The 17,728-nt window shown below is 71.9% G+C and carries 16 protein-coding genes; 13 read left to right on the top strand and 3 right to left on the bottom strand.

Translation table 11 applies throughout. The features are described 5' to 3' along the window. Window positions 1–44 precede the first annotated feature (44 nt). The 11 genes from mmsA to ACIBJE_RS09575 all read left to right on the top strand — a co-directional run bounded on the left by mmsA (window position 45) and on the right by ACIBJE_RS09575 (window position 13,654). Entirely contained in the window at window positions 45–1,583 is a 1,539-nt protein-coding gene (gene mmsA / locus ACIBJE_RS09525) for a multiple monosaccharide ABC transporter ATP-binding protein (RefSeq protein WP_396745522.1), read from the top strand. After that, complete coding sequence (gene mmsB, locus ACIBJE_RS09530) at window positions 1,580–2,830, top strand: multiple monosaccharide ABC transporter permease (RefSeq protein ID WP_396745525.1); 1,251 nt, start codon at window positions 1,580–1,582, stop codon at window positions 2,828–2,830. The genes mmsA and mmsB overlap by 4 nt, the downstream gene beginning before the upstream one ends. 233 nt (window positions 2,831–3,063) lie before the next feature. Continuing rightward, window positions 3,064–4,758, top strand: a complete 1,695-nt coding sequence (gene araB / locus ACIBJE_RS09535; RefSeq protein WP_396745528.1) for a ribulokinase — start codon at window positions 3,064–3,066, stop codon at window positions 4,756–4,758. Beyond that, window positions 4,755–5,435, top strand: a complete 681-nt coding sequence (locus ACIBJE_RS09540; protein ID WP_396745531.1) for an L-ribulose-5-phosphate 4-epimerase — start codon at window positions 4,755–4,757, stop codon at window positions 5,433–5,435. The genes araB and ACIBJE_RS09540 overlap by 4 nt, the downstream gene beginning before the upstream one ends. Before the next feature lie 131 nt (window positions 5,436–5,566). Further along, window positions 5,567–6,568: an ABC transporter substrate-binding protein gene (locus tag ACIBJE_RS09545; RefSeq protein ID WP_396745534.1), complete on the top strand. Its 1,002-nt coding sequence runs from the start codon at window positions 5,567–5,569 to the stop codon at window positions 6,566–6,568. 48 nt (window positions 6,569–6,616) lie between these two features. Further along, window positions 6,617–8,161, top strand: coding sequence for a sugar ABC transporter ATP-binding protein (locus ACIBJE_RS09550; protein ID WP_396745537.1), 1,545 nt, complete (start codon window positions 6,617–6,619; stop codon window positions 8,159–8,161). Next, on the top strand, window positions 8,158–9,231 hold the full coding sequence (locus ACIBJE_RS09555) for an ABC transporter permease (protein ID WP_396745540.1): 1,074 nt from the start codon (window positions 8,158–8,160) through the stop codon (window positions 9,229–9,231). Before ACIBJE_RS09550 ends, ACIBJE_RS09555 begins: the two co-directional genes overlap by 4 nt. After that, window positions 9,228–10,220 carry a galactofuranose ABC transporter, permease protein YjfF gene (yjfF, locus tag ACIBJE_RS09560; protein WP_396745543.1) on the top strand — a complete coding sequence of 331 codons (993 nt, stop codon included), beginning with the start codon at window positions 9,228–9,230 and terminating at the stop codon, window positions 10,218–10,220. Before ACIBJE_RS09555 ends, yjfF begins: the two co-directional genes overlap by 4 nt. A gap of 28 nt (window positions 10,221–10,248) precedes the next feature. Then, a complete protein-coding gene (araA, locus tag ACIBJE_RS09565; RefSeq protein ID WP_396745546.1) occupies window positions 10,249–11,754 on the top strand; it encodes an L-arabinose isomerase in 1,506 nt (501 codons plus the stop codon). 111 nt (window positions 11,755–11,865) lie between these two features. Then, window positions 11,866–12,885 (top strand): LacI family DNA-binding transcriptional regulator, encoded by a 1,020-nt coding sequence (locus ACIBJE_RS09570; RefSeq protein ID WP_396745549.1) that lies wholly within the window; start codon window positions 11,866–11,868, stop codon window positions 12,883–12,885. A gap of 70 nt (window positions 12,886–12,955) precedes the next feature. Continuing rightward, the gene (locus tag ACIBJE_RS09575; protein WP_396745552.1) at window positions 12,956–13,654 is read left to right on the top strand and encodes a DNA polymerase beta superfamily protein; all 699 of its coding nucleotides are present in this window, start codon (window positions 12,956–12,958) and stop codon (window positions 13,652–13,654) included. 41 nt (window positions 13,655–13,695) lie between these two features. On the opposite strand, the gene ACIBJE_RS09580 is transcribed toward ACIBJE_RS09575, so the two are convergent. Beyond that, complete coding sequence (locus tag ACIBJE_RS09580) at window positions 13,696–14,676, bottom strand: helix-turn-helix transcriptional regulator (protein ID WP_396745555.1); 981 nt, start codon at window positions 14,674–14,676, stop codon at window positions 13,696–13,698. 64 nt (window positions 14,677–14,740) lie between these two features. On the opposite strand from ACIBJE_RS09580, the gene ACIBJE_RS09585 reads away from it, so the two are divergent. Together ACIBJE_RS09585 and ACIBJE_RS09590 are read left to right on the top strand one after the other, a co-directional pair. Then, window positions 14,741–15,898 (top strand): epoxide hydrolase family protein, encoded by a 1,158-nt coding sequence (locus tag ACIBJE_RS09585; RefSeq protein ID WP_396745558.1) that lies wholly within the window; start codon window positions 14,741–14,743, stop codon window positions 15,896–15,898. Window positions 15,899–16,128: 230 nt separating this feature from the next. Beyond that, a complete protein-coding gene (locus tag ACIBJE_RS09590) occupies window positions 16,129–16,995 on the top strand; it encodes a S1 family peptidase (RefSeq protein ID WP_396745561.1) in 867 nt (288 codons plus the stop codon). Between the two features lie 101 nt (window positions 16,996–17,096). Here ACIBJE_RS09590 and ACIBJE_RS09595 read toward each other — a convergent pair whose 3' ends face one another. Continuing rightward, window positions 17,097–17,387 carry a hypothetical protein gene (locus tag ACIBJE_RS09595; RefSeq protein WP_396745564.1) on the bottom strand — a complete coding sequence of 97 codons (291 nt, stop codon included), beginning with the start codon at window positions 17,385–17,387 and terminating at the stop codon, window positions 17,097–17,099. Further along, window positions 17,381–17,704, bottom strand: a complete 324-nt coding sequence (locus tag ACIBJE_RS09600; RefSeq protein WP_396745567.1) for a hypothetical protein — start codon at window positions 17,702–17,704, stop codon at window positions 17,381–17,383. The genes ACIBJE_RS09595 and ACIBJE_RS09600 overlap by 7 nt, the downstream gene beginning before the upstream one ends. Between the last annotated feature and the right edge of the window lie 24 nt (window positions 17,705–17,728).

The raw sequence follows: 17,728 nt of genomic DNA on the forward strand, positions 1-17,728 counted from the left end.
CGGGCGCACCGGGACGTCGATCCCGACCGAGCAGGAGGATGACCATGCTCGACACCATCCTCGACATGCGGCACATCACGAAGACGTTCCCGGGTGTGGTGGCGCTCCGGGACGTCTCGCTCGCGGTGCGGCACGGCGAGATCCACGCCGTCTGCGGCGAGAACGGCGCCGGCAAGTCCACCCTGATGAAGGTGCTGTCGGGCGTGCACCCGGCCGGCAGCTACGACGGTGAGATCGTCTTCGACGGCCGTCCGGTGCACCTGCGCGGCATCCGCGACAGCGAGGCGCTGGGCATCGTCATCATTCACCAGGAGCTGGCCCTGGTGCCGCACCTGTCCATCGCGGAGAACATCTTCCTCGGCAACGAGCGCCGTGGTCGGGGCGGCCTCATCGACTGGAACCGGACCAACGCCGAGGCGGCGGCCCTGCTGGCGTCCGTCGGGCTGCCGGAGAACCCCGTCACGCCGATCGTCCAGCTCGGTGTCGGCAAACAGCAGCTCGTGGAGATCGCCAAGGCGCTGGCCAAGGAGGTGCGGCTGCTCATCCTGGACGAGCCGACCGCCGCCCTCAACGACGTCGACTCGGCGCACCTGCTCGACCTGCTGCGGCAGCTCCGCGAGCGGGGCATCACCTGCATCCTGATCTCGCACAAGCTCAACGAGGTCACCGCGATCGCCGACTCGATCACCGTCCTCCGCGACGGACGCACCGTCGAGCGGTTCGACGTGCGCTCCGGTGCGGTGACCCAGGACCGCGTCATCCGCGCCATGGTGGGCCGCGAGCTGACCAGCTTCTACCCGACGCGGGTGTCGTCGCCGGCTGAGGAGGTGCTGCGGATCGAGGACTGGACGGTGCGGCACCCCACCCAGGACCGGCTGGTCGTCGACCACGCCAACCTGAGCGTCCGGGCCGGCGAGGTGGTCGGGGTCGCCGGCCTCATGGGGGCCGGGCGGACCGAGCTGGCGATGAGCGTGTTCGGTCGGTCGTACGGGCGGGACATCACCGGCCGGCTGTTCCTGCGCGGCCGGGAGATCCGGGCCCGCACCGTGGCGGAGGCGATCGGGAACGGCATCGCGTACGCCACGGAGGACCGCAAGCGGTTCGGGCTCAACCTCATCGACGACGTGCGCCGCAACGTCTCGGCGGCGGCGCTCGGCAGGCTCTCCCGCCTCGGCTGGATGAACGACAACGAGGAGATCAGGGTCGCCGAGGAGAGCCGGCGCGACCTGAACATCAGGGCACCCAGCGTGATGGCCGTGGTCGGTGGGCTCTCCGGCGGCAACCAGCAGAAGGTCGTCCTGTCGAAGTGGCTGTTCACCGATCCGGACGTGCTGATCCTCGACGAACCGACGCGCGGCATCGACGTCGGGGCGAAGTACGAGATCTACACGATCGTCAACCGGCTCGTGGCCGGCGGGAAGGCGGTCATCGTGATCTCCTCCGAGCTGCCCGAGCTGCTCGGGATGTGCGACCGCATCTACACGCTCTCGGCCGGCCGGATCACCGGCGAGGTGCCGGTGGCCGAGGCGACCCAGGAGAAGCTCATGCAGCTCATGGCAGAGGACAGGGAACCCATCGGATGACCGGCAGCACGTCCACCCCGACCCCGGACCGCACCTCCACCGGCAGCGCGCCCGCCCTCGCGCTGCACACCGGCATCAGCGACCCCCGGACGCTGATCATGAGGAACCTCCGCCAGAGCGGCATCGTCGTCGCCCTCGTCGTCATCGTCGCGCTCTTCGCGGTCCTGACCGACGGCGTCTCGCTGAGTCCGGGCAACCTCACGAACATCGTCCTCCAGTACTCCTACATCCTGGTGCTCGCGATCGGCATGGTCATCCTGATCATCGGCGGGCACATCGACCTGTCGGTGGGCTCGGTGGTCGCGCTCACCGGGGCGGTCTCCGCCGTGCTCGTCATCCAGCAGGGCCTGCCGTGGTGGCTCGGTGCCGTGGCCGCGCTGGCCGTCGGTGCCGCGGTCGGCGCCTGGCACGGCTTCTGGGTGGCCTATGCCGGTATCCCGGCCTTCATCGTGACCCTGGCCGGCATGCTCCTGTTCCGTGGGCTCACCCTCCGGGTGCTCGACAACGTCTCGTTGTCGCCGTTCCCGGCCGAATACCAGCGCATCGCGGCGGGCTTCCTCAACGGGCTGATGGGCGGGCAGGGCTACGACGCGTTCACCCTGCTCATCGGCGTCGTCGCGGTGGGCGGGTTCGCGGTGGGCGGATTCCGCACCCGGGTGGCGCGCATCCGCTACCAGCAACCGGTCGAGTCGTTCCCGTTGTTCGTCGCCCGGGTGCTGCTGGTGGGAGCCGTCATCATGGCCTTCGCCTGGCAACTGGCGCACGCGCGGGGGCTGCCGATCGTCCTGATCATCCTCGCGGTCCTCGTCCTCGCCTACGGCCTGCTGACCCGCCGTACCGTCTTCGGCCGCCAGGTCTACGCGATCGGCGGCAACCTCCCCGCGGCGCAACTGTCGGGGGTGAAGGTGCGGGTCGTCAACTTCTGGGTCTTCGTCAACATGGGCTTCCTGGCAGCCGTGGCCGGAGTCATCTACTCCTCCCGGTCCAACGGCGCGCAGCCCGCCGCCGGCACCATGTTCGAGCTGGACGCCATCGCCGCCGCGTTCATCGGCGGCGCGGCCGTCACCGGTGGTGTCGGCACCGTCGTGGGGGCCATGGTCGGCGGCCTCATCATGGCGGTGATGAGCAACGGCATGCAGCTCATGGGCGTCGACCAGTCGATGCAGTCCGTGGTGAAGGGCCTGGTCCTGCTCGTCGCGGTCGCCTTCGACGTCTACAACAAGCGGCGGGCCGGCGCGGCCCGCTAGGTCCGTCCCCACCCGCGCGCCGACGGCACCGTGACGTGATCGCTGTGAACGTGCACACCGGCGCTGCGACCACCCGTACGTGCCGTCGGCCGGCCGGGTGGGGTGGCCTGAGGGGCCGGTGGTCGCAGTTTCCGGATCTGCTTCGCGTCGACCGAAGTTCCAGCCGTCGACCATCTTGACGAACCTCTATGTGAGCGCTAACACTGTTCCCGGAAGTTTGAGCGGAGGATGGGATGACCGTTTCGGTTGGTCCGGGTGACCGGTACGTCGTCGGCGTCGACTACGGCACGCTCTCGGGTCGGGCGCTGGTGGTGCGGGTCGGCGACGGCGCCGAGCTGGGCACGGCGGTGCACGGGTACCGCCATGGCGTCATGGACACGGCGCTGGCCGTCGACGGACGGGCGCTTCCGGCGGACTGGGCCCTCCAGGACCCGGACGACTACCGCGACGTGCTGCGGCACGCGGTACCCGCCGCGCTCGCCGCCAGCGGTGTCGACCCGGCCCGGGTGGTCGGGGTCGGCATCGACTTCACCGCCTGCACCGTGCTGCCCACTCTGGCCGACGGCACCCCGCTGTGCGAGCTGCCCGAGCTGCGGACCCGGCCGCACGCCTGGGTGAAGCTGTGGAAGCACCACGCCGCCCAGCCCCAGGCGGACCGGATCAACGCCCTGGCCCACGAACGCGGCGAGCCGTGGATCGGCCGCTACGGCGGCCGGATCTCCGCCGAGTGGCAGTACGCCAAGGGCCTGCAACTGCTGGAGGAGGACCCGGAGGTCTACCACCGGGCACAGCGGTGGATCGAGGCGGCCGACTGGATCGTCTGGCAGTTGTGCGGCGTCGAGACCCGCAACGTCTGCACCGCCGGCTACAAGGGCATCCACCAGGACGGCCGGTACCCGTCCCGGGAGTACCTGGCCGCACTGCATCCGGACTTCGCCGACTTCGTCGCCAAGCTGGACGGCCCGCTGGCCCCGCTGGGCACCCGGGCCGGCGGGCTGACCGCCCGGGCAGCGGCCTGGACCGGCCTGCCCGAGGGGGTCGCCGTCGCGGTCGGCAACGTCGACGCGCACGTCACCGCCGCCGCCGCACAGGCCCTCGAACCGGGCCGGCTGGTCGCCATCATGGGCACCTCGACCTGCCACGTGGTGAACGGGACCGAGTTGGCCGAGGTGGCCGGCATGTGCGGTGTCGTCAACGGCGGGATCAGCGCCGGCTCCTGGGGTTACGAGGCCGGGCAGAGCGGGGTCGGGGACATCTTCGGCTGGTTCGTCGCGCACGCCGCGCCCGCCGGGTTCGCCTCGCACGAGGCGCTGACCGAGGCCGCCGCGGCGCAGCCGGTCGGCGCGCACGGCCTGGTCGCGCTGGACTGGTGGAACGGCAACCGTTCCCTGCTGGTCAACCACGATCTCAGCGGCGTGGTCGTGGGGCTCACCCTGGCGACCCGGCCGCCGGACGTCTACCGCGCGCTGCTGGAGTCGACCGCGTACGGCACCCGCATGATCATCGAGGCGTTCGCCGAGGCGGGGGTGCCGGTCGACGAGCTGATCGTCGCCGGTGGCCTCACCACCAACAGCCTGCTCATGCAGATCTACGCCGACGTCACGAAGCGGCCGTTGGGCATCATCGGCTCCGCCCAGGGGCCGGCGCTGGGCTCGGCGATCCACGCGGCGGTGGCCGCCGGGGCGTACCCCGACGTGCCGGCCGCCTCGACGGCGATGGGCCGGGTCGACCGGGACGTCTACCGGCCCGACCCGGAGCGGGCCCGCGCCTACGACGGCCTGTACGCCGAGTACCGGCGGCTGCACGACCACTTCGGCCGGGGCGCGGACGACATGCTGCTGCGCCTGCGCGCCATCCGCAACGCCGCCCGCCGGGCGGCGGACCCCTCGGCCGACGTGGCCGCAGCTCCCGTGGAGGTGGTGGCATGAGCGCCGAGGTCGCACGAGTGCGTGCGCAGGTCGCGGCCCTGCACGGCGAGTTGGTCCGGTACGGCCTGGTGGCCTGGACGGCCGGCAACGTCTCGGCCCGGGTGCCGGGGCGGGACCTGATGGTCATCAAGCCCAGCGGGGTCTCCTACGACGACCTCCGGCCGGACAACATGATCGTGTGCGACCTGGACGGCGTCGTGGTCGACGGTGACCTGTCGCCGTCGAGCGACACCGCCGCGCACGCCTACGTCTACCGGGCGATGTCCGAGGTCGGCGGGGTCGTGCACACCCACAGCGGCTACGCCACCGCCTGGGCGGCGCGCGGCGAGGCGATCCCGTGCCACCTCACCGCGCAGGCCGACGAGTTCGGCGGGGAGATCCCGGTCGGTCCGTTCGCCCTGATCGGTGGGGACGACATCGGCAAGGGCATCGTGGCCACCCTCTCCGGACACCGTTCCCCGGCGGTGCTGATGCGCAACCACGGCGTGTTCACCATCGGCCGCGACGCCCGCGCGGCGGTCAAGGCGGCGGTGATGTGCGAGGACGTGGCGCGCACCGCGCACCTGACCCGGGCGCTCGGCGAGCCGGCGCCGATGGCGCGCGCGGACATCGACGCGCTCTACGACCGCTACCAGAACGTGTACGGGCAGCCCGGAACGAGCCGCCCGAACCCGTGACGCACCCGTCCCCACCGTGCCGGTCCTCCCGTCGGGTCGGCAGGTCCACCGCACCTTGTCGCGGGCCCGGCAGCGGATCGCCCCGGCGCCTCCTGGCAGCTACCCCACCTCACCCCCGAAGGAGTCGATCCATGATGACGACCGGCACGATGATCACGCGGCGCGGGTTCGGCGCCGTCCTGGCCGCCGGCCTGCTGGCCACCTCGCTGGCCGCCTGTGCCAACAGCGACACCGGGGACGACGCCGGTGGCGGCGGCACGATCGTCCTCGGCTTCTCCCAGGTCGGCGCGGAGAGCGGCTGGCGTACCGCGAACACCACCTCCATCAAGGAGTCCGCCGCGGCGGCCGGGATCGAGCTGAAGTTCGACGACGCCCAGCAGAAGCAGGAGAACCAGATCAAGGCGATCCGCAACTTCATCCAGCAGAAGGTCGACGTGATCGCCTTCTCCCCGGTGGTGGAGTCCGGCTGGGACACCGTGCTCAAGGAGGCCAGGGACGCCGACATCCCGGTGATCCTCACCGACCGCAGCGTCGACTCGGCCGACAAGAGCCTCTACAAATCCTTCATCGGCTCGGACTTCGTGAAGGAGGGCCGGCTCTCCGGCGAGTGGCTGGTGGAGCAGACGAAGAGCGCCACCAGCCCGGTGCACATCGTCGAGTTGCAGGGCACCACCGGCTCGGCCCCGGCCAACGACCGGAAGAAGGGCTTCGCCGAGGCGATCGCCGCCAACCCCAACCTCAAGATCATTGCCTCGCAGAGCGGCGACTTCACCCGGGCCGGCGGCAAGCAGGTCATGGAGCAGTTCCTGAAGGCCAACCCAAGGATCGACGTGCTGTTCGCGCACAACGACGACATGGGCCTGGGCGCCCTGGAGGCGATCACGGCGGCCGGCAAGGTGCCGGGCAAGGACATCACCATCATCACCATCGACGCGGTCAGGGACGGCATGCAGGCGCTGGCCGACGGCAAGTTCAACTTCATCGCCGAGTGCAGCCCGCTGCTGGGCGACCAGCTCATGGAGATGGTCAAGAAGGTGCACGCGGGCGAGGAGGTGCCGGTGCGGGTGGAGACCGAGGAGACCACCTTCACCCAGGAGCAGGCCAAGGCGGCGCTGCCGAACCGGAAGTACTGACCGGCCGGGGCGGCCGTTACCGGCAGCGAACACGAAAGGTCTGGTGGGATGGCGGAGAGTCATCCGGTCCTGACGATGACCGCGATCAGCAAGTCCTTCCCGGGAGTGCGCGCCCTCGAGGATGTCGACTTCCGCCTGTTCCCCGGTGAGGTCCACGCCCTGATGGGCGAGAACGGGGCCGGCAAGTCGACCCTGATCAAGGTGCTCACCGGCGTGTACGGCACCGACGGCGGCACCGTCACCCTCGGCGGCCGGCCGGTGTCCTTCACCGGCCCGATGCAGGCCACCGCGGCCGGGGTGAGCACCGTCTACCAGGAGGTCAACCTCTGCACCAACCTGTCGGTGGCGGAGAACATCTTCATCGGCCGGGAACCCCGCCGCTTCGGGGCGGTGAACTGGCGTGAGGTGCGCCGCCGGGCGCGGGCCCTGCTCGCCCGCCTCGACCTGGACATCGACGTCACCGCGCTGCTCGGCAGCTACTCGCTCGCGGTGCAGCAGATGGTGGCGATCGCCCGGGCGGTCGACGTCGACGCCCGGGTGCTGATCCTCGACGAGCCCACCTCCAGCCTGGACGCCGACGAGGTGGCGCACCTGCTGCGCATCATGCGCCAACTGCGCGACGAGGGCATCGCGATCCTGTTCGTCACCCACTTCCTCGACCAGGTGTACGGCATCGCCGACCGGATCACGGTGCTGCGCAACGGCCGGCTCGTCGGCGAGTACGCCACCGCCGACCTGCCCCAGCTCGCCCTGGTCGAGAAGATGATCGGCAAGGAACTCGACGTGCTGGAGCGCCTCGACGAGCAGTCCGGCCGGGACCCGGCCGCCGCCGGGCAGGGCATCCCGGTGGTGGCGGCGACCGATCTGGGCCGGTCCGGATCGGTCGCGCCGTTCAGCCTCGCCATCCACCGGGGCGAGGTGGTCGGGCTGGCCGGGCTGCTCGGGTCCGGGCGTACCGAGGTGGCCCGGCTGTTCTTCGGCGCGGACCGGGCCGACCGGGGGCGGCTCGCCGTCGACGGCAGCCCGGTGACCATCCGCAACCCGGTCGCCGCGATCGACCGGGGCATCGCCTTCTGCTCGGAGAACCGCCGCACCGAGGGGCTGGTCGGCGAGCTGTCGGTGCGGGAGAACATCATCCTGGCCATGCAGGCGGCCCGGGGCTGGCTGCGACCCGTCCCGCGCCGCCGGCAGGACGAGCTGGTGCGGCGTTGGATCGAGGCGCTGAGTATCCGACCGGCCGACCCGGAGATGCCGGTGCGCAACCTCTCCGGCGGCAACCAGCAGAAGGTCCTGCTCGCCCGGTGGCTGATCACCGAGCCCCGGCTGCTCATCCTGGACGAGCCGACCCGGGGCATCGACATCGGCGCGAAGACCGAGATCCAGCGCCTGGTGGCCCGGCTGTCCGACGGCGGGATGGCGGTGCTGTTCATCTCCGCCGAGTTGGAGGAGGTGCTGCGGCTCAGTCACCGGGTGGCGGTGATGCGCGACCGGCAGATGGTCGTCCAGATCGCCAACGACGACAGCCTCGACGCCGACCGTGTCATGCGGGCCATCGCCAGTGGCGCACCAGAGGAAGGACCGGTGACGGCATGAGCACCGTACGGACCCGTCTCGCACCGGTCACCGGTCACCGGCTGTTCTGGCCGATCGTGGTCCTCCTGGTGCTGCTGGCGGCCAACACCGCCTACCGGCCCAGCTTCCTGGCCGTCGAACTCAAGGACGGTCACCTGTACGGCAGCCTGATCGACATCGTCCGGCTCAGCGCCCCGCTCATCCTGGTCGCGCTGGGCATGTCCCTGGTCGTCGCCACCGGCGGGATCGACCTGTCGGTGGGCTCGGTGGTGGCGGTCAGCGGCGCGGTGGCCTGCCTCCACATCAGCCGGCAGCCCGACCAGAACAGCCTGGGCGGGGTGTTCACCGCGCTGGCACTGGCCTTCGGCGTCGCCCTGCTGCTCGGCGCGTGGAACGGCGTGCTGGTCGCCGTGATCGGCATCCAACCGATCATCGCAACGCTGATCCTCATGGTCGCCGGTCGCGGCCTGGCCCAGCTGATCACCAAGGGGCAGATCGTCACCGTCAACAGCGAGCCGTACCGGACGATCGGGGTGGGGCACCTGCTGGGCCTGCCGTTCGCCATCGTGATCGCCCTCGCGGTGGCCCTGCTGGTGGCGGCGCTGACCCGGCGCAGCGCCCTCGGCATGATCATCGAGGCGGTGGGCGGCAACGCCGAGGCCAGTCGCCTGGCCGGTGTCCGGTCCCGCCGGATCACCTTCCTGGTGTACGTGGTGAGCGCAGCCTGCGCGGCCGTCGCCGGTTTCATGATGACCGCGAACGTCTCCAGCGCCGACGGCAACGCTGCCGGGCTCTGGGTCGAACTCGACGCGATCCTGGCCGTGGTCATCGGCGGCACCGCCTTGACCGGCGGCCGGTTCCACCTCGGCGGCACGATCGTCGGCGCGCTGATCATCCAGACCCTGACCACCTCCGTGTACGCCATGAACATCGACCCGCAGACCGCCCTGCTGTTCAAGGCGGTGGTGGTGATCGCGGTCTGCCTCATCCAGGCCCCGGCGTTCCGGGCGAGGTTCCGCCGCCGGTCGTCCCGCCCACCGGTGCCCCCGGCGGTCACCGCCGAGACGCAGAGGGAGCAGGTGCCGGCATGAGCACGAACCAACTGGCGGCCCGTGCCGGCCGGTCCCGGTGGCGGGTGCCGCAGCGGCACGTGCCGGTGCTGGCGACACTGGCCCTGCTGCTGGTCATGTACGGCATCGGCGTCTCGCAGTACCGCGCCTTCTCCGGCGTCCAGGTCGTCTTCAACATCTTCATCGACAACGGCTTCCTGCTCGTGGTCGCGGTCGGCATGACCTTCGTGATCCTCACCGGTGGCATCGACCTGTCGGTCGGCTCGGTGGTGGCGATGACCGCCATGGTGTCGGCGTCCCTGCTCCAGGCCGGTCTGCCCGCGGCGCTGGTGCTGCTGATCGCCCTGCTGATCGGTCCCGCCCTCGGGTTCGCGATGGGCTGTGTCATCCACTTCTTCGACATCCAGCCGTTCATCGTCACGCTGGCCGGGATGTTCTTCGCCCGGGGCATGTGCACCTGGATCAGCGCGACGTCCGTCCCGATCACGGACGGCTTCTGGACCGGCGCGGCCCAGGAGCGCATCCGGATCGGCGGGAACTTCGTGACGTACAGCGTCCTGGCCACCCTCGCCGTGGTGCTGGTGGCGGCGTACACGCTGGCGTACACCCGGCTCGGGCGCAACGTGTACGCCGTCGGCGGCAACCCGCAGTCGGCGCTGCTGATGGGCCTGCCGGTCGGGCGTACGAAGATCGCGGTCTACACGATCAGCGGGCTCTGCTCGGCGATCGGCGGCATCCTGCTCTCCTTCTACACCCTCTCCGGGGCCCCGCTGATCGCCGTCGGCATGGAACTGGACGTCATCGCCGCGGTCGTCATCGGCGGCACCCTGCTCACCGGCGGCTCCGGCTACGTGTTCGGCACCGTCCTCGGTGTCCTGGTGCTCGGCGTGATCCAGACCCTGATCACCTTCGACGGCAGCCTCAGCTCCTGGTGGACCAAGATCGTGATTGGTGGCCTGCTGTTCGCGTTCATCCTGCTCCAACGCCTCGTCGGCATCCGCAAGAAATGACCCGACCAGCTCATCGGAGGGCAACCTGATGACCGATCCGTCCCCCGTCGCCGAGGTCTGGTTCCTCACCGGCAGTCAGGGCCTGTACGGCCCGGACACCCTGCGCCAGGTCGCCGACCAGTCCCGCCGGATCGCCGCGTGGCTCGACGCCGACCCGGCCATTCCCGCCCGGGTGGTCTGGAAACCGGTGCTCACGTCCAGCGCCGACATCCTGGCGGTCTGCCGTGACGCCGCCGTGCGGGGCGCGGTCGGGGTGATCGCCTGGATGCACACGTTCTCCCCGGCCAAGATGTGGATCTCCGGCCTGGACGCGCTGCGCACCCCGCTGCTGCACCTGCACACCCAGGCCAACGTGGCGCTGCCCTGGTCCGAGATCGACATGGACTTCATGAACCTCAACCAGGCCGCCCACGGCGACCGGGAGTTCGGGTACGTGCAGACCCGCCTCGGAGTGGCCCGCAAGACGGTCGCCGGGCACGTCAGCGACCCGCGCGTGGGCGCCCGGATCGGCGCGTGGACCCGGGCCGCCATCGGGTACGCGGCGATGCGCTCGCTGCGGCTGGCCCGCTTCGGCGACAACATGCGCGACGTGGCGGTGACCGAGGGGGACAAGGTCGAGGCGGAGCTGCGCTTCGGCGTCTCGGTCAACACGTACGGCGTCAACGACCTGGTGGCGTCCGTCGACGCGGTGCCCGACGCGCGCGTCGACGCCCTCGTCACGGAGTACGACGACCGCTACCGGCTGGTCCCGGGGCTGCGGCCCGGCGGCGACCGGCACGAGTCGCTGCGCTACGCGGCCCGGATCGAGGCCGGCCTGCGGGACTTCCTCGGCACCGGCGGGTTCCGGGCCTTCACCACCAACTTCGAGGATCTCGGCGGCCTGCGCCAACTGCCCGGCATCGCGGTGCAGCGGCTGATGGCCGACGGCTACGGCTTCGGCGGCGAGGGGGACTGGAAGACCTCCGTCCTGGTGCACACGCTCAAGGCGATGTCGGTCGGCACGGACGGCGGCACGTCCTTCATGGAGGACTACACCTACGACCTCACGCCCGGTCGGGAGGTCGTCCTCGGCGCGCACATGCTGGAGGTCTGCCCGAGCATCGCCGCCGGCACGCCGAGCGTGGAGATCCATCCGCTGGGCATCGGCGGCCGGGAGGACCCGGTCCGGCTGGTCTTCGACGCCCGGCCCGGCCCGGCGGTGGTGCTCGGCCTGGCAGACATGGGGGAGCGGTTCCGGCTGGTCGCCAACGAGATCGACGTGGTCGCGCCGCCGGAGCCACTGCCGAGGCTGCCGGTGGCCCGCGCGGTGTGGCGACCCCGGCCGGACCTGGCCGCCTCGGCGGAGGCCTGGCTCACTGCCGGCGCGCCGCACCACACGGTCCTGTCCCAGGCCGTCGGGGTCGAGGAACTGCACGACCTGGCGGAGATGGCCGGCACCGAACTGGTGGTCATCGACGCCGCGACGACGCCCCGCAGGCTGGCCGACGAGCTGCGGTGGAACCAGGCCTACTACCGGCTCGCCCGGGGGTTCTGAACAGGGGAGACCGTGTGGAGCGAGGCCGGACGCGGACGCCGCGTCGCCACCACGCCCGCACCACCCACTCGCGTTGATCACGGCGGGATACGATCTCGGGGAGGGGGTGTCATGGGCCAGCAACCGGCCGCACGGGCGGCGGTGATGAGCGACGTCGCGCGGCTCGCCGGTGTCTCGCACCAGACCGTTTCCCGGGTGCTCAACAACCATCCGAGCGTGCGGCAGGAGACCCGCGAGCGGGTGATGCGCGCCGTCCACCAGCTCAACTACCGGCCCAACGCCCTGGCCCGGGGCCTCGCCGGTCGGCGGTCCCGGGTCATCGGTGTGGTCAGTTTCGACACCATCCTCTACGGGCCGGCGGCCACCCTGCTGGGCATCGAGCGCGCCGCCCGCGCGGCCGGGTACGGCATCAGCATCGTCACCCTGGAGCGGCTCGACCGGGCCGGGGTGAGGTCGGCGATCGACGCGCTCACCGCGCAGTCGGTGGCCGGGGTGGTGCTGATCGCCCCGATGCTCACCGCCGCGGTCGCCGTGCACGGCCTGCCGACCGGGGTGCCCGCCGTGGTGGTGGAGTCCGGCGACGCGGGTGACCTGCCCAGCATCTCGGTGGACCAGGCCGCCGGTGCCCGGCTGGCCGTCGAGCACCTGCTGGCCCTCGGGCACGAGACGGTGTGGCACATCGGCGGTCCCCGCGACTGGCTGGAGGCGCGGGACCGGGTCGACGGCTGGCGGTCGGCCCTGGAGGCGGCCGGTCGGCCGGTGCCGCCGGTCCTCACCGGCGACTGGAGTCCCCGCGCCGGCTACGAGATCGGGCAGTCGCTGGCCGACCGGCCGGACGTCACCGCGGTCTTCTGCGCCAACGACCACCAGGCCCTCGGCCTGCTGCGCTCACTGCACCAGCGGGGCGTACGGGTGCCGGAGGACGTCAGCGTGGTCGGGTTCGACGACATTCCCGAGGCCGAATACCTGTCGCCCCCGTTGACCACCGTCCGGCAGGACTTCGACGAGGTCGGTCGTCGGTGTGTGGCCACCCTGCTGGAACTGTTCGGCGAACCCGCCGGGCACACCACCGAGCCGCAGGTCGAACCGACGCTCGTCGTCCGAGCCAGCAGCGGCGGCCGGAAGGCCTGACCGGAATGACCGTCGGCGTGGCGTCCCCGCATGTCGCCCGGTCCGACGACCTGGGCCCGGACGGTGCCCGATGACCGCCGAGGCGACCGACCGGCTGGTCGACGAGCACACGATCCTCCAGGTGGTCGTGGGCTCCCGCGCCTTCGGTCTCGCCACCACCGGCTCGGACACCGACCGGCGGGGCGTGTACGCGCTGACGGCGGACGCGTTCTGGCCGCTGACCAAGCCGGCGACGCACCACGAGGGACCGCTGCCGGAGCAGTTCCGCTGGGAGGTCGAGCGGGTCTGCGTCCTCGGGCTGGCCGCCAACCCGAACGTCCTGGAGGTCCTGCACTCGCCCCTGGTGGAGACCTGCACCCCGCTCGGCGCGGAACTACGTGACCTCACCCCGGCGTTCCTGTCCCGTCGGGTCGCCGACACCTACCTGCGCTACGCCACCGCGCAGTTCGCCAAGGCGGAACGGGGCATCGAGCGGTCGGGTGCGCCCGTGTGGCGGCACGTCCTGCACCTGATCCGACTGTTGGCCTCCGCCGGGCACCTGGTGCGGACCGGAGAGTTGGTGTTGGACGTGGGGGCCGACCGGGACCGGCTGTTGGCGCTCAAGGCGGGGGAACTGCCCTGGGACGAGGTGGTGTGCTGGCGGCAGCGGCTCACCGAACGGCTGGTCGCCGGGCTGGAGCGCAGCCCGCTGCCGGACGAGCCCGACACCGACCGGGTCGACCGGTGGCTGGTCTCGGTACGCCGCCGGTCGGTACGGGGGCTCGCGTGACCGGCCCGGCCACACCCGCGCCACCGTGACGATCCGGTTGTTCACCTTGAGGGTGCGGGTTCCTGCGCCGGGTCGACCGCGCGCAGGCACCGCGCCGCGTGGGCGCGCAGGGCGGTGGTGAGGTCGGGTGGTCCGTCGACCACCGTGAAGCCGACCGCCAGCGAAGTGATCATCCAGACCAGGTCGGTCGCGTTCTCCGCCCCGACGTGCAGCCGGCAGCGGTGCGCGTCGACCGCCTCGATCACGCCCATGCCCGGCCAGATCCGCGCGGCGACCGTGTCGGCGGGCTCGTCCAGCACGACGGTTGCCCGCACCGGCCAGGCCCACGTCGACAGCCGCTGGTTCAGGTACGCCACCACGTCGCCGTCCGGGTCGGCGCGGGGAGCGAACCGGGGTCCGGTCGGCGTCCGGGGTTCCATCCGGTCCAGTCGGAAACAGCGCCAGTCGTCCCGGTCGACGTCCCAGGCGACCAGGTACCAGTGCCGGCCGTGGTTGACCAGGCGGTGCGGTTCGACCGACCGCGCCGCCACCCGTCCGTCCGGCCGGGTGTGGGCGAAGCGCAACCGCTCGTGGCGGTGGCAGGCCTCGGCGACGGCCAGCAGCACGGCCGGGTCGACCCCCGCTCCGGCGCTGTCGGCCCGCACGGTGGCCCGGTGCAGCGCGGCCACCCGGTGGCGCAGCCGGGCCGGCAGCACCTGTTCGAGCTTGCCCAGCGCCCGCAGTGAGGTCTCCTCCATCCCGGCCATCGAGCCGATCGCGGCGGTCCGCAGCCCGACGGCCACCGCGACCGCCTCCTCGTCGTCGAGGAGCAGTGGCGGCAACGCGCGGCCCGCACCGAGCCGGTACCCGGCCGTGCCCGGCGCGGCGTGCACCGGGTAGCCCAGCTCCCGCAGGCGGGTGACGTCCCGGCGCACGGTGCGGGTGGTGACGCCCAACCGGGCGGCCAGTTCCGTGCCGGACCAGTCGCGTCGGGCCTGGAGCAGGGAGAGCAGGGCGAGGAGTCGGCCGGCACCGTCGATCACCCGGCCAAGCCTGCCAGCCGGTGCGGACCGGAGCTGTCCGCACCGGCTCCTAGCGTTCTGGGTCATGAGCACGGCACACGATGTCCGACCGTTCCGCATCTCCGTCGCCCAGGACCAGCTCGACGACCTCCGTCGACGGCTGGCCCAGGTCCACTGGCCCGCCGAGCCGACCGACGTCGGCTGGTCCTACGGCGTGCCCGTGGACTACCTGCGGCGGCTCGTCGACCACTGGCGCACCGGCTACGACTGGCGCGCGGTGGAGACCCGCCTCAACGCCCTGCCGCAGTTCACCACCGCGATCCTCGGGCAACCGGTGCACTTCCTGCACGTGCGTTCGCCCGAGCCGACGGCGCTGCCGTTGGTGCTGTCGCACGGCTGGCCGGGGTCGTTCGTCGAGTTCCTCGACGTGCTCGGCCCGCTGGCCGATCCGCGCGCCCACGACGCCGACCCCGGCGACGCGTTCCACCTGGTCGTCCCGTCGCTGCCCGGGTTCGCGTTCTCCGGGCTGTCCGGACAGGTGGGTGACGGCGGCACCGAGCACCACGCGGAGGTGGTGGCCGCGCTGCTGGACCGGCTCGGCTACCGGCGTTACGGCGTCCAGGGCGGCGACGCCGGCGGGTTCGTCTCCGCCCAGCTGGGTCGGATCGCCCCGGAACGGGTGGTCGGCGTGCATCTCAACGGCCCGTTCTTCTTCCCCTCCTGGGACGACGACCCCGGGGAGCGGGCGACGTACTCTCCGGCCGACCAGGAGCGCCTGGCGGTGCTGACCGACCCCGGCTGGGAACGCTTCGGGTACGCCGTGATCCAGTCCACCCGCCCGCAGACCCTGGTGTACGGGATGCACGACTCGCCGGTCGCCCTGCTGGCCTGGATCGTCGACCTGTTCCAGCAGTTCACCGACCCGTCCCGGGCACTGCCCGAGGACGCCGTGGACCGGGACACGCTGCTGACCAACGTCACGCTCTACTGGCTGACCGGGACGTTCGCCTCGTCGGTCCGGCTGTACCGGGAGTCGGCGCAGTGGGGCGCCCAGCCGCCGAACTCCGGCGTGCCGACCGGCTGCGCGGTGTTCCCGGGCGACCTGACCGTCCGGGCGCTCGCCGAGCGGCAGCACACGATCGTGCACTGGTCCGAGTTCGACCGGGGCGGGCACTTCGCCGCGCTGGAGGCGCCGGACCTCTTCGTCGACGACGTCCGCGCGTTCTTCCGGCCGCTGCGCTGAGCCCGACGCCGCGCTGAGTCCGACGCTGCCGCTGCGCTGAGCCCGAGGCTGCGCTGAGTCCGACGCTGCCGCTGCGCTGAGCCCGACGCCGCGCCGAGCCCGGCGGTCACCCCGTCGGGCTCAACCGGTCACCGCGCCGGGCCGGACACCACGCGGCGCCGCTTGAATGTCGCCGGGGTGGAGGTGGATGCTGTATAGACGTCTACCAATATTGATAAGCGGAGGTCCGTATGCGTCGTTCCCCGTTCCCTGCCCTCCTCGCGGCGGTGCTGCTCCTCGCCGCGCCGGCGGCCGCCCACGCCCGGCCCGCCGCCCCCGACGCCGTCGAACCGGCCCGGGCGGCGGCGGTCCTTGCCGAGGTGCGTACCGCCGGCACGGCCTGGGGGCTCGACCCGGCCACCGGGCGGATGACCCTCACCGTCGACGACACCGTCGGCGCCGCGGAGGTGGCCGCGTTGCGCGCGACCGCCGCCCGCGCCGGTGCCGTGCTGCGCCACGAGCCGGGTCGGCTGACCACCCTCATCGCCGGCGGTGAGGCCGTCTACGCCGGGGGCGGCGGGCGCTGCTCGCTCGGTGCGAACGTCCGCAGTGGCACCACCTGGTACTTCGTCACCGCCGGACACTGCACCGCCGTCGGCAGCACGTGGTACGCCAACGGCGGCCAGACCACGGTGCTCGGCAGTCGTACCGGCAGCAGCTTCCCGGGCAACGACTACGGCATCGTCCGGTACACCAACACCTCGATCGCTCACCCGAGCGCGGTCTACACCTATCCCGGCCTGCTTCCGATCAACGGCGTCGGCAACGCCTACGTCGGTCAGCGGGTCTGCCGCACCGGTTCCACCACCGGGGTCCGGTGCGGCACCGTGCTCGCCCTGAACCAGACGGTGAACTACGCCCAGGGCTCGGTGTCCGGTCTGATCCGGACCAACATCTGCGCCGAGCCGGGCGACAGTGGTGGTCCGCTCTACGACCCGGCCACCGGGAGGATCCTCGGCATCCTTTCCGGGGGCAGCGGCAACTGCACCTCCGGCGGCACGACCTACTACCAGCCGATCATGGAGATCCTCGCCGCGTACGGCGTGACCCTGCCCTGAACCGCTCCGCCCCGCTCCCCGCGCGTCGGGGAGCGGGGCGGCTCGTCAGCCGTGTCTCCGGCGGTGCGCGGAGCGTAGCGGGTCGGGGTGACGGTCCCGGGTCAGCAGAACCAGCCGTCCTGCACCCAGCCCCGCCGGTTGATGCTGCCGTAGGCGAACCCGTAGATGTAGCCGCCGCTGCGGGGGCCCTCCACGAGGAAGGTCTGCCCCTTGTAGAGGGTGCCCATCCAGGCGCCGTTCGGCTGGGTGCGGACGAACAGGTCGGTGGCGCAGACCTCCTCCCGTACGCCGATGGTGCCGTTCGCGGCCGACGCGGCGGTGGGGGTGAGCGCGACTGCGGCGACCATCGCCGCGACGGAGGCGCCGATCCGGCGGGCGACGGGGTTCACCATGAGTCGTACCCTCCGATGCACTCGTGCCGCAGGTAGCCCCAGTCGTTGGGGCCGAAGTCGAAGGATGCCGCCCAGCCGTTGTAGACCGGGTGCGCGCCCGGGGTGTGGCCGATCTTGTTGCCGTAGTAGAGGGTGCGCTTGAGCCCGGTCGGCCCGTTGGCCGAGTCGTAGTTGGCGTAGAAGCTGGCGCTCTGGCACACCACGATCGCGTGCCGGGGCACCACCGGGTCGGCCTGGGCGGCGGTGGCGCCGAGCGGGATGGTCAGCGCGCCGGCCGTCAGGGCGGCGGCGAGTCGCAACGTCGGTCGTCTGTCCACGGGGCCTCCGATCAGCGGTGAACG

Origin of the sequence: Micromonospora sp. NPDC050187 (assembly GCF_044459745.1) — a bacterium.
In the GTDB taxonomy this organism is placed as follows: domain Bacteria; phylum Actinomycetota; class Actinomycetes; order Mycobacteriales; family Micromonosporaceae; genus Micromonospora.